14 protein-coding genes are annotated in these 14,822 nt (G+C 39.3%); 4 read left to right on the top strand and 10 right to left on the bottom strand.

Features of this window, described 5'->3' with window-relative positions:
* Positions 1-242 precede the first annotated feature (242 nt).
* A complete protein-coding gene (locus K8L98_RS09595) occupies positions 243-392 on the bottom strand; it encodes a hypothetical protein (protein WP_223441744.1) in 150 nt (49 codons plus the stop codon).
* A gap of 13 nt (positions 393-405) precedes the next feature.
* Complete coding sequence (locus K8L98_RS09590) at positions 406-642, bottom strand: YkuJ family protein (RefSeq protein WP_101564785.1); 237 nt, start codon at positions 640-642, stop codon at positions 406-408.
* Positions 643-845: 203 nt separating this feature from the next.
* Here K8L98_RS09590 and K8L98_RS09585 point away from each other — a divergent pair, with 203 nt between their 5' ends.
* Together K8L98_RS09585 and K8L98_RS09580 are read left to right on the top strand one after the other, a co-directional pair.
* Complete coding sequence (locus K8L98_RS09585) at positions 846-1,814, top strand: MBL fold metallo-hydrolase (RefSeq protein WP_223441741.1); 969 nt, start codon at positions 846-848, stop codon at positions 1,812-1,814.
* A gap of 10 nt (positions 1,815-1,824) precedes the next feature.
* Positions 1,825-2,070, top strand: a complete 246-nt coding sequence (locus K8L98_RS09580; RefSeq protein WP_223441738.1) for a glutaredoxin domain-containing protein — start codon at positions 1,825-1,827, stop codon at positions 2,068-2,070.
* 260 nt (positions 2,071-2,330) lie between these two features.
* Here the strand turns inward: K8L98_RS09580 and K8L98_RS09575 are convergent, their stop codons facing one another.
* The 5 genes from K8L98_RS09575 to fadH form a co-directional block, all read right to left on the bottom strand.
* Entirely contained in the window at positions 2,331-3,335 is a 1,005-nt protein-coding gene (locus K8L98_RS09575; protein WP_223441736.1) for a DUF3231 family protein, read from the bottom strand.
* A gap of 303 nt (positions 3,336-3,638) precedes the next feature.
* Entirely contained in the window at positions 3,639-4,322 is a 684-nt protein-coding gene (locus tag K8L98_RS09570; RefSeq protein WP_223441734.1) for a DUF3993 domain-containing protein, read from the bottom strand.
* 202 nt (positions 4,323-4,524) lie between these two features.
* Positions 4,525-4,764: a hypothetical protein gene (locus K8L98_RS09565; protein WP_223441731.1), complete on the bottom strand. Its 240-nt coding sequence runs from the start codon at positions 4,762-4,764 to the stop codon at positions 4,525-4,527.
* Between the two features lie 102 nt (positions 4,765-4,866).
* Positions 4,867-6,084 (bottom strand): EAL-associated domain-containing protein, encoded by a 1,218-nt coding sequence (locus K8L98_RS09560; protein ID WP_223441728.1) that lies wholly within the window; start codon positions 6,082-6,084, stop codon positions 4,867-4,869.
* A 120-nt stretch (positions 6,085-6,204) separates the two neighbouring features.
* Entirely contained in the window at positions 6,205-6,969 is a 765-nt protein-coding gene (gene fadH / locus K8L98_RS09555; protein ID WP_223441726.1) for a 2,4-dienoyl-CoA reductase, read from the bottom strand.
* 182 nt (positions 6,970-7,151) lie between these two features.
* On the opposite strand from fadH, the gene K8L98_RS09550 reads away from it, so the two are divergent.
* On the top strand, positions 7,152-8,012 hold the full coding sequence (locus tag K8L98_RS09550; RefSeq protein ID WP_223441724.1) for a metallophosphoesterase: 861 nt from the start codon (positions 7,152-7,154) through the stop codon (positions 8,010-8,012).
* Between the two features lie 29 nt (positions 8,013-8,041).
* On the opposite strand, the gene K8L98_RS09545 is transcribed toward K8L98_RS09550, so the two are convergent.
* The 3 genes from K8L98_RS09545 to ppx form a co-directional block, all read right to left on the bottom strand.
* On the bottom strand, positions 8,042-10,123 hold the full coding sequence (locus tag K8L98_RS09545; RefSeq protein ID WP_223441722.1) for a bifunctional diguanylate cyclase/phosphodiesterase: 2,082 nt from the start codon (positions 10,121-10,123) through the stop codon (positions 8,042-8,044).
* A 117-nt stretch (positions 10,124-10,240) separates the two neighbouring features.
* Positions 10,241-12,349 (bottom strand): RNA degradosome polyphosphate kinase, encoded by a 2,109-nt coding sequence (locus K8L98_RS09540; protein ID WP_223441719.1) that lies wholly within the window; start codon positions 12,347-12,349, stop codon positions 10,241-10,243.
* A 221-nt stretch (positions 12,350-12,570) separates the two neighbouring features.
* A complete protein-coding gene (gene ppx, locus K8L98_RS09535) occupies positions 12,571-14,103 on the bottom strand; it encodes an exopolyphosphatase (RefSeq protein WP_223441715.1) in 1,533 nt (510 codons plus the stop codon).
* A 143-nt stretch (positions 14,104-14,246) separates the two neighbouring features.
* Here ppx and K8L98_RS09530 point away from each other — a divergent pair, with 143 nt between their 5' ends.
* A complete protein-coding gene (locus K8L98_RS09530) occupies positions 14,247-14,744 on the top strand; it encodes a L,D-transpeptidase family protein (protein ID WP_223441710.1) in 498 nt (165 codons plus the stop codon).
* Positions 14,745-14,822 lie beyond the last annotated feature (78 nt).

Below are 14,822 nucleotides of genomic sequence, written 5' to 3'. Positions count from 1 at the left end.
CCGATTTTTAAAAAAATGTTAAAAAAATTTATGATGACTGCTTTTTTATCGTTGAAATGGCAATATGAGATGGAAAAGATTTATTTATTTCATCTGCTTTGACACTCTTTTTAAAGATACCCATTAACATGGGCAATATCATTCCTTATATTTATGTACGAACAATTTATCCAACAATTAACCGCAAAACGATATTTAATATTTTCTTAAAAAATAAAAAAACAGCCAATAAATTTGGCTGCTTAACCTTTTTTCGTTTGAATATTACGCATATGATAATTGCAGTTGGAACACGAATAAATGACATTTTGATTGGACTGGGCAGTCAGCACTTCATCAAGAGGCTGCTGCTCATGACAATTTGGACAAATGACGCTTGGTTTCGTATTCATCAGTTCCCTCCTATTATTGGAGCAAATCAAAAATTTCAATTGCGATCATATCGATATTGTCAAATTGATAAGATTGAGGCTTTTCATCTTTTTGAAATACTTCTAATTCGAACGTATCGGTTTTATCAAAGTATTTAACACTGCAACGTTTTTCACCCTCTACTTCAAAGAAGCGCTGGTTGGGTTCATTTGAAGTCGCGTTTTCTTGCAGACTTTGAAGTCTAGTAATGATACCTAAAAGCTGTGACATTAGTATCACCTCCAACAGAGTGAGTCAACTTGAGGTCCGCCTTCGCCTCTAGTTTGTGCGTCCTTCTTTATTCTATCCATCCATTTTAATTTGAAAATAAATCAGAATATTCGCATCGTTCTTTACATTAAGAGTCTGCAAATTTAAAATGGTAGTGATGGGAGAAACAAATTTTTTATCGATCACAAGGGGGTTTAAGATAAATGTCGCTTGTAACCAAAATTGATGAACGTTTAGCAATCATTGATAGTCATGATTTAGGGATGACGGGTCGGACAAGTTCCTATGTATTACTTGAAGAGGATATCACACTCTTTGAGCCTTCATCAAGTCCTTCTGTCCCACATATTAAAAATGGGTTAAAGGAACTCCGTATAAATCTTGAAGATATATCCAATATCATTGTTACACACATTCACCTAGATCACGCTGGGGGCGCGGGTTTGCTGCTTGAAAGCTGTCCAAAAGCAAAAGTGATTGTGCATCCGAAAGGCGCAAAACATTTAATTAATCCCTCGCGTTTAATTGCTGGGGCAAAAGCGGTGTACGGAGATAAATTTGAAGAATTATTTTCACCGATTGTACCGATTCCAGAAGATCGCATCGTAATAAAAGAGGACGGAGAATCACTCCGGATTGGCCGCGATTCAGTCCTTACATTTTATGATACACCGGGACACGCCAATCATCACTTCAGTATTCTTGACCATAAAAGCAACAGCATGTTCACAGGCGATACAATCGGAATATTTTACCAGGAGCTGCTGCCAGATGGTCTTGAATTTTATTTGCCTTCTACCTCACCGAACCAGTTCGATCCGGAAGCTATGGAAAAATCAGCTGCATTTTATGAAAGAATGAAACTAAATGCCCTTAATTTCAGTCACTACGGCGTCAGTACAAATCCCAATCACGCCATAAACGCGATGAGAAAATGGCTTCCTATTTTCCTCGAATGTGCACAAAAAGGAATGGAACTCTCCAAACCTTTTTCTTTAGAAAATGCAGCAGAGCATGTTAAAATAGAGCTTCAAAATCAAGTGTTTTCTTTCCTGGATCAACAGGGAATTTCCAGGTCTCACCGCGTGTATAATATATTAGCATTAGATTTATCGGTCTGTGCCATGGGTCTTGTTGATGCATGTTATAAAAAAATGAAATCAGGTACATAAAGGAGTCTCTATGTCACAGAGTAAACGTGTTGAAGTTTATACACAGCCTGACTGTCCGCCTTGTCAGATTGTGAAGCAATATTTAGATCATCATAAGATTGACTATTTGGTATTTGACGTTTCGGAAGATGCCAATGCCAGAAACAAAATGGTTAACGAGTTTAAGTCATATTCAACCCCAACTGTTACAGTTGATGGGGAAATTGTAGCAGGTTTTGACCTGCAGAAGCTTGATAAATTGCTTGGTCTTTCATAAAACGTTATAAAGCCGCCACCGAAATGTAAAGGTTTCCGTTTTGAGGTGCTTTTCTTAAATTATAAGACGAAATGACAGTCATTTTGACATAGCTATTGGTATATAAAAAAGCAAAACTCGCCGCGGTATCGGCGAGTTTGCTTTTTTTATGGTGTTCAGGCTGCTGGTTCTCAATTAGGAATTGTGAACCTGTAAGTTCTATAATAAAATTAACAGCGATCTGCAACACTAAATCGCTGTTTTCATTGTTATTACTTCAATTAAACCCTTCTGTTTCTCAAAGCTTCCCTGTCTATATTTTGCGGTGGCTGTTCCATCCATTGGTTTTCAATCATCAATTTTATCCCATCATTTGCATATTGCATTATTTCAGCCACTAGTCTTGTGTAATGGCCGTCTAAATCCTTTCTAAGAGTTGCTCCAATGGCGGCACCATACCCAGCGATGCTAATTGCAGTCAGACTATTGGTTTGAAACATCATCAACTTATCCGAAAAAGGTGCATCAATGGATTGAGAAATGGTTGAATCCCACGTACTTGGCATCGGCACACCATCTTCTATTAAAACCTGCCTAAAAACGGTTTCGTGCTTTGCTGCTATCTCCGTGCCTCTCTCCATATATTTTCTAACTTCAGGTGATTTAGCAGCTTGGGAAAAGCCAGAGACAAATGTTCTGCCAATGGAGTTTGTTTCCGTATTTTTCGAAATATGGGCTAGTTCAATGGCTGTTAACGGACGATGCTTTCCGATTAATCCTGATAAAAATGTTTCACTTTGAAGGTATTCAGCCTTTTCCATTGGAGCTATAGTAGGAGAACGGACAAAAGCTCCCTTCTTAAGAAGTAAATCACAAGCATCATTGTAAAGTTTCATAAACATTTGGGATGTTTTCGAAAAAAAATCTCTTGCATCGTTTCGCGCCAATACTTCGAGTAAAGCTGCTGCGGCAGCTGTTCCAGCAGCAGCCATATATTTTATGTATCTCAAGGCAAATAAGTCTGAATATAATCGACCAGCTTTTAAATTTACATCTTCTTGTGTGAATCCAATGGGTATGGCGTGATTTTCATTTTCAAAGATTAGTTTGACTTCATTTACAACATATGAACAATTTGTTAGAGCGGTTTGAATAATATCTGTACTGTCATGATCTTCATTTACATTGGCAAAGTGCTGAACTATACAATAAGACATTGAATTCTGCATATAGGCACTCCACAAAGCTGCAACTTCTGAAGAAACAAGTTTAGGGCTATGTTCCATTTTTAGACTCCTTAATTTTTTTCTTAATATGTGCAATAAAGATTTGTATTATTAATTCTGAGAGCAGAAAAAGGTTGGAGCGATAACCTTCTTAATTGGCTGTGAATTTGGCATTTTCCCTTATGTGTACTCTACTTGATGTCCATTATAAAAAAGTCAAAACCCATTAAATAGGTTCAAAAACCCTGTATGCAGGGCGTGTGATTTGTCTTATTACTAATAGAATAGCGGAGCCGGCTGTTCATTATAAAGGCTTATCAATTTTAAACATCAAAAAAACACAGAAACAGATGTCCCTGTGCTTTACTCACCGTAATAGGCAAAATCAGTTTGCGGCTGGTAATAATCGGTTAAAAAGGTTTTGGCTTCAAAATAGGAAGTCCGCAAAAAGGAAAGTCCCTGATTATCTTGAAAAGGTTCAGCTTCTTTTAAGTCTGTAAGCGTGTTCGAGAAAAGCATGCTTACGTTAATCGCTGAATCATCTTCCTTTTTTTCTTCAATTGCTTCAGCTTTCGGCTCTTCTTCAGAGAATTGAATGGAGGAAATTTTATACGAACCATCTTCCTCAATAAATTCAACTGTTTCAAAATGGTCATCATAGCTGACAGGTCCTTCTTCTTCAGCCGGGAAAAATTGATAAAGCTTTATCTTCTTGTTTTCCCTTCCAAACTGCATGTTATCATCGTAATTAAAAAATGGAATGCCGTATGGTGTGAAATCACTGCCGTACACGATATATTTTTTTTCACCTTTGTGAACATTTTCTTTCATATAGCCATCAATAAATTCATCCGTAAAGTATGGCTCTAATGCTTTTTCAATTTCTTCAAGGGAGCGCTCATTTTCCGTGAGAGTGAGCTGGGTCTGCGCAGCCTCTTTTGTCAGGTCAGCTGCCTCTTCTTGATCAAACGATGACTGTGCAAAGCCTGCATGTCCAAAACCAAAAAACAGAATAAGTGCGGCGAATGTGCTTGAAATGAATTTCATTTTTTATCCTCCCACCTTTTTTTAGCTTCGTATGTCTTAGTCTCTAAATTTTATCAGACTAATTGTCGTTTCAACTCAACTTTCATCCACAAAATACCATCATATTCTGACATTTTCTCTTATATTATTCATTACCCTTATAAAAAAAGGATAATCCTGAAATTTCAAATCAGTAAAAAAAACAGCAGCAAATGCCGCTGTTTTACCAGGATCTTGTAAAAGCCAGATAAAAAATAAAAAGTAATAAAAACCCTAAAAAAAAGATCCAAGTCAGAAAAACTGGATTTCGAAGATACGGATGCTTTTGAATCTTTTCATTTATTGGAGTATCTATTTCACTTTTCCTTGCACCTACCAGTCTTCCCACGCTCAACGTATAGAGAAGTCCTCCCGCGACAATCATAAATGCGAGAATAGCGAGGGCCATCGTGAATTTATCCATTGTGTCACTCCTTCTTTATAAGAACTTATCCGAAGCGGTCTTTCCGATACACTAGTGGTTATTCCGCTTTTCTTATTAGAATGACACAACGCATAAAAATTATTACAAAAGAGCTTCATTTTCGTAGAGATAAGAGTATGGCAAATCCAAGAATAGATAGTGCTTCTGATCAATTGGATAGGAGAATGTCCGAATGGTTTCGCCTGTTTCGATGTCGCTGTATAAATCGCTGAAAAAACCTTTTTTTCTGATTAGCATTTTCATGATATTTTCAAGAAAATAAGGTCTCCAGCTCCAGTTTTTCATGTAATAGTGAGGCTGAAATTGCCATGCTCCGTCAAGCTTCAGAATATTTCCTGATTGCTGAAATCCGTCCCCGTCACAAATGTAGATCCGGAAGCAGCAATCTGACAGTTCATTTGAAAGCTTCGTGATCAGCTCATCAAACTGAATGCCCGGCTTATTCTCTTTTGAAATTAACAGGTGCACTTTTTGATGAAACGCTTCTGAGATTTCATAAAATTGCTGAAGCTTCTTTTTTTCATATTGGATAAAACCGTGAAATTCCCGGGTCATTTTTTCTTTTATCATATATGGTTCAATTAATTCTTCTTTAGGAGTCTGAAGGTAATCTCCTTGAAAGTAACGGCCTCCATTCTTCCAGGCATATTGAAATTGAAAATTGACCTCAATTTCTTCATACAGGATGGTAGCCCCTATTTTCCTCGCCAAAAGAGAAATGGAGTATAAAACGTCTTGATACGTCTGCAGGGGTGAAGTTAATCTGAGGGGCTGAAGATCAATTTTCAGGATATTAGGCATCAGTATGCCGATCCTGTCAAGGTTGCTGCTTGCTTTTCCAACGTTGTCCACAGCTATTTTAATGCCGTATGTACGGTAATAAGTGAATACATGTGTCAGCTGCCGAATGTCGCCTGTAAACGTGTGCTCAGTTATTTCAATGACAATCCTCTCAAGGTTTCCGCCTTTTTCTTTCCATTCAAATAATTGATTCAGCAGGCTTTCTCCGTGATCAAGCATTAATAGATTTGCATCACGGTTAATAAAAATAAGCGTGTCATCATTAGTTAAAAGAAAAGCATCAAGGGCCATATGTAAAATGTAGTTATCTGCTTCTAATCGGTATTCATCTGGAATCGTTTCATCCTTAAAAAAAGGCCCGAGACTTTTCGTTTCCTTTTCCATTTGGATTCTCCCAAGTACTTCATACCCGATCACCTTTTGTTCGTCTGCGCTGAAAATGGCTTGATAGAACGGTTTTACGTGCTCTAAGTTTGTCATAATATCTAAAGGATCCATATGCCATTCCCCACTTTCTCTCTCTGTTTTTGTATGATTATACCACATTTGCATGAGTTCGAACGGTAAAGTAAAAATGGATTCTCCTGCTGAAAAGGAGAATCCATTTTCTTTAAGATATTAAAAAGGATGCTGATTCAGCCATTGGCCTCCATCCATTGTAATGCACTCTCCATTGATATACCCGGCAGCATCTGATAAGAGGAATGATGCGAGAGATGCGATTTCCTCAGGCGTGCCTAAGCGGCCGAGCGGCACACTTTGAAGCGTTCTCTTTGCAGCTTCTTCAGACTGCCAGAGCTTATCTGCTCCGCCTGTTCTTTCAATAGGCCCTGGAGCTATCGCGTTTACACGGATTCCATATTTTTTTCCCCATTCTACAGCAAGCGTTCTTGTCATAGAAAGCACTCCTGCCTTTGCAGCAGCAGAATGGATGACTCCCGCGCCTGCTCCCCATGCATATGTAGCAACCATGTTAAGAATGGCTCCCTTTTGCTGTTTCTCAATCCAATACTTGCCCGCTGCACTGCTGCAGTAGAACGTTCCATTCAGCACGATGTTGATAACTGAGTTCCATCCATTAACGGAAAGCTGTTCTGCCGGGCATATAAAATTGCCTGCTGCGTTATTGACTAGACCATCAATATGTCCAAATGCTTCGTCTGTTTTCCGGATCAATTCCTCTGACATTTCTGGTACACGAACGTCCATTTGAAACGGAATAATCTTTCCTTCCAAACCTATCATCTCTTCTTTGGCAGCCTCTAATTTTTCAATCGTTCTGCCGGTAATCACAACGTTTGCACCCTGTCTGGCAAAACTTTCTGCCATCGCTTTCCCCATCCCGCTTGATCCGCCGGTTACAATAATTACTTTATCCTTCATCAACTACACCCCCAAAAATGAATGACCATTCATATTTTATCATATAATCCTTCTATTTTCTAACTATTTCAACTATTATTTAGTAATAGTACAAGAGTACGCTAAATTCCGATTAATAAATGCTGTACATTCATCAGTATTTTTATAATGGTTTAATAAAAAATCACGGAGGAGGAGCCGCTATGACAAAAGATATTACAAGAAGAGCCTTCCTGAAAGGATTGTTTGCATCATTAGCCGGCGCTTTGCTTGCAGCATTTGGAGGATATGGCTACGCCAGATACATTGAACCCAGACTTATCCATACAACTGAAATAGAAATTAGCAGCACAAAGCTGCCATCCTCTTTTTCCGGGGTGAAAATCGTCCAATTCAGCGACACCCATCTCAGTGAAGATTATTCAATCAATCAGCTCGAAAAAATTGTGAACAAAATAAATCTGCTGTCTCCAGATGTCATTTTTTTCACAGGTGATCTTATAGATAAACCTAATCAGTACGCATATTTGCATCAAATTTCGCCAGTTCTGGGGAGATTGAAAGCGCCTCTAGGGAAGTATGCCATTTATGGGAACCATGATCATGGCGGATATGGGACATCTGTCTATGAAACCATCATGAAAGATTCAAATTTTAACCTGCTGAAAAATAGAGGGGAACGGATCTCATTGCTTGATGGATCTTCCGTTTTTGTTGCGGGAATTGATGATATGATGCTTGGCAGACCTGACTTTGATCAAACGTTTGCAGATGCAGGCAGCAGGCTCTTTACAATTCTTCTGGCACATGAGCCTGATGCTGCGCTGGAAGCAAAACAGTTTTCTGTTGATCTGCAGTTATCAGGACATAGTCACGGAGGCCAAGTACAGCTGCCGTTCTATGGCCCCTTGATCACGCCTCCCTACGCATCCGTATATACCGAAGGACTGTATGAGGTGGACTCAATGAAGCTTTATGTGAATCGCGGACTTGGTACCACCAGACTTCCATACCGCTTTTTTTCAGTGCCGGAAATTACTGTTTTTACGTTAATAAAAATCTAAAGGCGCATGGTTTTAAACCAGCGCCTTTTTTATTTAAGATATCTTTGTTCAATTTCATCAGGAGGCAATGGTTTGGAAAAGAAATATCCCTGGCCTGTTTGACAATTTAATGCTTTTAAATAAGCGTATTGCTCTTGTGTTTCAATTCCTTCGGCAACTACTTCAAGTGATAGGCTTTCTGCAAGATGAACAATAGATGTGATAATAGCTGCATCCTTTTCATCCGTTATAACATTTTTTATAAACGATTGGTCGATTTTCAACGTATCAATCGGAAACGTTTTAAGATAGCGCAGGGATGAGAATCCCTTTCCAAAGTCATCAATAGAAATGGAGACTCCAAGACTTTTTAATCTCCGAATGGTTTCCATTGCTTCATGCGGATTTTGCAGGGCACCCTCTGTTATCTCAAATTCTATTTGATGTGGCTGAATTTGATAAGTCTGAAAGAGAGATCGAATCATGTCTGCAAGGTAGTATTGCTGAAATTGCTTAGAAGAAAGGTTAATGGCGACTTTTACTCGACTGTTGCCATTCAAGCTCCATTCTGCCAGCTGTTTGCACACCTCTTCTATGATCCATTCGCCAATTGGGATCATCAGTCCGGATTCCTCGGCAACAGAAATAAAAGCAGTGGGAGGAACTGAACCCATTCCTTCATGCGTCCATCTCAGCAAAGCTTCAAAGCTTTTCGTCTCATTCGTATTCAAATCAACTTGAGGCTGATAAAATAGTGAAAATTCGTTGTTTTCAAGAGCTTGCCTGAGTCCCGTTTCAATCGCAAGCAGCCTGCTTGAATTTTTGTTCATTCCGGAATGATAAGTCTGAAAACGGCCGCGCCCTCTTTGCTTCACGTCATAAAGTGCCATATCTGCATTTGTGATCAGCTGGGATTCTTCCATTCCGTTTTCAGGATATAGGCTGATTCCGATGCTTGGACTAATAAAATAAACAAGCTCATTCAGATGTATTGGTTCGGCAAATTTGTCAAGAATCTGCTGTGCATACTGTTCCGCTAAGAGCTTGTCCGCGTTCTGAAATAGGAGAATAAATTCATCTCCACCTTGTCTGTACACTTTATATGATGGAATTTCAAGCGACCGAAGACGAAAACTGACCTCTTTAAGAAGCAGATCACCAATGGAATGCCCCATCGTGTCATTCAGCATTTTAAAGCGGTCAAGGTCAATATACATTAGGGCAAGTCCTTTAGTGGTCTGGTCTTTAAGCAGTATGCTCAGATCTTTTTCTAAGGCAGTCCGGTTTAAAAGACCTGTCAGCGAGTCATGAAATGCCATATGCTTGATCAGGGAGTGATGACGCTTTTGATCTGAAATATCCCTGGCTATCAAATAGATGCCCTGTATGCTGTTGTTTAATATAATCGGAATGGTTTTTAAATGAAGATGCAATTCCTGATTTTTCACTTTAAGGTTTGATTCATCCTCCATTGCGCTCCCCTTAACTGCATGTGAAAACATAGAAGTAATCCGCTCCCTGTCCTGATTAAACAAGTCAAAAACGGATTTGCCGATTAATGAAATCGTGAACGTTTTCATTAGATCGATTGCTGCTGAATTGGCAGAAACAATCGCACCATTTAAATCAAGCGAAAAAATGCTGTCAATATTGTGATCAAACAATGATTTATATCGCTGCTGACTTTCAATTAGTTTCTGCTTCTCAGACACCCGTTCAGAAATATCGCGTGTAACGGAAATAATGTAGATGACCTCTCCCATGTCGTTCATAAACGGAGTGAGGACTGATTCACCGAAAATGACCGTTCCATCGATGAGCCTTACTTGATCCTGATAGGAGAATGGCTGCTTTGTCTGCCTAACGACACTGTACATTTCAAGCAAGTGATCAGCAGCGTTTTTATCCATCACATCTGACAAGGATAGGCCGGCGTAATCTTCTGTTAACCCTGCGTGCTTCACGCCTTCATCATTTACAAAAACATAGCGGACATGATCCTGATCGACCTTCATTAAAAAAACAAGATCTTTAATATGTTCTAAAATGATCGTAAAAATAATGGATTCGATTTTTTCAATATGTTTTTCTGATTGAAAGTCTTCTATAATCGCTTTTTTTAATTTGTCCATAAATTTCGTCCTGTCCTACTTTTATCTCATTTTCCCTAATAGTACCACACGAAGTTCTTTAAAACCTTACTCTTTTTTACAGACGAAAAAAGAGTGCCATGTAAGCACTCTTTTTCATTATTCTTCGTCTTCCGATACCCTGTATGAAAGCTGAGCAAGGATTGCCTGGCTGTCTATTTCAGGTTCATCTGCTATTCTTGAAACATAATGGTAGTTCCCTGTAGAATCTTGTTCCCGCGCCTTTACATTGTCTGTCAGCATGATGGATAAGAGGTTTGAAATTCTTGATTTAATGCTGCCGTCAAAGATAGGAAATAAAATTTCAACCCGTTTTTCCATATTTCTGGTCATCATGTCTGCCGAGGAGAGGTACATTTTCCCATCACCATTATGATGAAAATAATAGATTCTGCTGTGCTCGAGAAATCTTCCTACAATACTCCTCACCTTAATATTTTCGCTTATACCTTTAATGCCTGGTCTTAAACAGCAAGTGCCTCTTACAATCAAGTCAATGCTGACACCTGCATTTGATGCTTCATACAGCTTCATGATAATCACTTTGTCTGTGAGAGAGTTCATTTTAGCAATGATTCTTCCATTTCCATGGTGCTTATGATAATTGATTTCATGATCGACAAGCTCTAAAAAGTCGCTTCGAATGTTAAAAGGAGCAACTGAAATATGGTGAAATTCCGGTTTTTCTGTATAACCGCTCAAATAATTAAAGAAGTTGGTAGCGTCAATTCCGTATTTATAATTAGAAGTGATTAAACTCATATCCGTGTAGATTTTTGCAGTCTGGTCATTGTAATTGCCTGTTCCTAAATGGACAAATCTCTCAATGCGGTTATTTTTCCGCCTCACCACAAGTGTGATCTTACTGTGTGTTTTTAAGTATGTCATCCCGTAAATAACATGGCAGCCAGCTTTTTCAAGTTCTTTTGCCCATTGAACATTGTTCTCTTCATCAAAGCGGGCTTTAAGTTCAACGAGCACGGTCACCTGCTTTCCTTTTTCCGCTGCCCGTTTCAGCGCCTCAATAACTGGCGAACCGCCGCTTACTCTATAGAGAGTTTGTTTGATGGCCAGAACATCAGGATCATCTGCCGCATCCAGAACAAAATCAATAACAGGCTCGAATGATTCATAAGGATGGTGCAAAAATAAATCCTGTGCCGCTGCAACTTCAAAGATATCACTGTCTGAGGATAAATCCTTGGGGGGCTGAGGTATGAATGTTTCGTATGTAAGATGATCAAAACCCGAACTGAGCTCTTTATAAAAACTAAATAAAAAAGTGAAATCAAGCGGCCCGTCAATCTCATAAACATCGCCTTTATGAATCTCTAATTCTTCAAGAAGATATGACATCATTTGAGAATCATAGAAATCCTTTCTCACTTCCAGTCGTACGGCTGCTCCCCATTTTCTTTTCTTCAGTTCCTTTTCAATTTCCTTAAGGAGATCCCTGGCGCCTTCTTCATGTATGGTCATATCTGCATTGCGTGTAATTCTGAAAGGGGTGACTGAAAGAACGTCAAATCCGTGAAAAAGTTTGAAAATATAATGGGCAATAATATCTTCCAGCAGAACGTACTCATGTCCTCCTGCAGAAGAAATCGAAACGAAGCGCTCTAAAACAGCAGGCACTTGAACTATAGCAGTTTTCATTCGGTATTCAATTGATTCGTTTTGATCTTCAAGTTTTATGACAAGATTGAGGCTCTTGTTCAGAAGCATAGGAAATGGACGGTATGCGTCAACAGCCATTGGAGTAAGAACAGGGAAGATATGTTCGTCAAAATACTTCTCTATGATCTTTTTTTGCTGGGGAGATAAACTGCTGACCGTTGCAAAAGTGATGCCTTCATTTTTTAAAGCAGGCAAGATCAACTCATTGAATGTGCGGGTTTGAAGCTTCACAAGCGAGTGATTTTGTTCGGCAATTTGTGTCAGCTGCTGCTTAGGGGTGAGTCCCGCTTTGTTTTCGGGTTTGCTGAAGCCTGCTTTCACCTGGTCCTTAAGTCCCGCGACCCGCACCATGAAAAACTCGTCAAGATTGGAGCTGAAAATCGCAAGAAATTTCAGCCGTTCAAGCAGGGGATTTCGTTCATCAATGGCCTCTTCTAATACTCTTTTATTAAAAGCAAGCCAGCTCAATTCGCGGTTGTTGTAATAAAGAGGGTTACCAAGCAATGTCTGATCGATGTTTAATGTGCTCATGTGAAAAGTCACCCTTTTAAATTAGTCATTTGGTTTCACCTGTTATGATAGCACTTGTAAAAGACGGAGATGTAAATTCATTGTAAATATTTTATGTGGTTTTTGTAAATATATATCAAGAAAAATGAAGGCATTAAGGATAGATTAGAGTTTGAGAATCCGCCATGAAAGTCATGATTTGACCTTTTCGGCGGATCCAATCACAGACGGAGAGGAGAATCTCAGCTTTCTTTCTGAAAATGAAACACAATGTTCTTCTTCAAGATCTTTTCTAAATTCTTCTTTTGCTTTTCGGCCTGATATTCCTCAGGACTATAATTCCCTTTACAGATGACTTTGCATTTTACACGCTCATCATCTTCAGCAAGTTTCAGCGTTTTTACAATATCTCTTCCCGTTGCGTTTAAGCTGTAGGCAAGCTTGATAATCGCACCCAGCAGCATCATATTCCGCTGCTCCACTTTAGAGAACCAGTGTTTATAAGGCTCTCCATATTGTTTAAATGCTGACTTGCTTTTAAAAGAAGCAATCAGCGCCAGCTGCAGCCTTTCCTTGTGGAGAAGGCCATCTATTGTCCGGTTGGCAATCAAGTAAAAAGTATGCTGACTGCTGGATTCTGAATCAATATATTGGCCGAGATTGTAGACAAACGATGCTCTTCTGATTAAAAGAATATCGTCATCCGAGTACGAGAGCAATCCTGTTTCAGCAAGGTCTGAATACAGTTTAAGAGCAATTTTGGTTACATACTGGACATGGTGAAGATCAATATCATAATCACTGAGCAGTTCATGAAAGCTTTCCTCAATGACACTAGGAAAAATGGCCGATCCAGTCCCTCCAGTCAAGTCCTCATAAAAAACACCGTCTCTAAGCCCTTTTCTGCTTAAAATGAAATTGTCGGCACGGACAACCTCATACAAAACTGTAAAGACTTGAGCAGCAGGAATGATCGTGTCAGCACGGTCTTTTGATAAACCCTCTGCACTTTGAAGTTCATGAAGAGACAAAGTAGATAAAAAGTTCTGGACATCTGTCAGATTCCTATGAGTCATTTCATAAAGGTGAACCCCTGCCAGAGGATATTCCTGCATAGCCTGGTGTATTTGCACAATGTTTCTGGCACTTCCGCCGATTGCAATAATCGGCAATTCCTTGTTTGCGAGCCATGGCAGCGAATGAAATTCCCTTGCGAGGAACTGCTTTAACTCAACCAATTCCTTTTCAGTCGGAATCTCCTGCTTCACAAAATATTTTTTTAGGGAAAGAGCTCCAAACGGAAAACTGTGATATTGAATGAGTTTTCTATTTTCAAAATATGTAATCTCTGTACTTCCCCCGCCGATATCAATCGTAATCCCGCTGTTAATCTGAGTGGAATTGACAACAGCCAAAAACCCGTAATAGGCTTCCTCATATTCAGACAGAATGCGGATTGTAAAATCTGTTTCTTCTTGAACCTTCTTCAAAATGGCCTCTTTATTTTCTGATTGTCTAATTGTCGCAGTAGCAACACATTTTACATTTTTAAGATCATGATGCCTAGTGACTTCCTGAAAACTGTGAAGAGCTGAAACTAAAACGCTGATCCCTTCGTCTTTTAAGAAGGAGTCTTCATTTAGATAATTACGGAGCCGTGCCGCAATTTTAACATTCTCAACTTCTTTTAAACGCTGACTTTTATCGCGCTGATAAATGACGAGCCTCATTGTATTAGAACCAATATCGATAATGGCATATTTTTCTTTAATCAAATCTGTTCAACTCCTCTGAATATACAAAAAATTATACCACAGCATTTCGATCTCGCATCTATCGCGGCATGGAAACAAACCAGCTGTCCAGTCATAAGCTGTAGCACTGACAGTCAAAATTATGTTAAAGCGGTGATTTATGTATGATCCATCTAGTAAAACCTGGTGAAACACTTAACACAATTGCGCTTAATTACCGGATCAGTCCTGCAGTTCTTATAAGGGCGAACCAGATTTCTGATCAGAACGTACTGCTTGCCGGCCAGCCTATTATCATCCCGGGTCTGCCTGAGCCTGCTTCAATACCCTACTCGATTTCAGTATCAGTTGGAAAGAGGACGCTGACTCTTTATCGCAGCGGACAAGTAATGAAAGTTTATCCGATTGCTGTCGGAAAAATATTGAGCGGCACACCCATCGGTGATTTTGTCATAGTAAACCGCGAACCGAACCCAGGCGGCCCCTTCGGCGTGCTCTGGATGAGTTTGTCTAAAATTCATTACGGGATTCACGGCACAAATGATCCAAGCTCCATCGGCAAAGCAGTCTCAAGGGGATGCATACGGATGCAAAACAGAGATGTTCTTGAACTCGGCTCGATTGTTCCTAATGGTACTAGAGTTATCATACGTCCCAATTAAGGACCAGTCATTTTTTTACAAACACTTCATATTAAAATATTCTTTTTTCTATTATAATAACTACTGTGACCGATATCC

Origin of the sequence: Metabacillus dongyingensis (assembly GCF_019933155.2) — a bacterium.
GTDB classification, from domain to species: Bacteria; Bacillota; Bacilli; order Bacillales; family Bacillaceae; genus Bacillus_P; species Bacillus_P dongyingensis.
The sequence above is the reverse complement of the archived record's forward strand: the minus strand, read 5'-3'. Positions and strand labels throughout refer to the sequence as shown.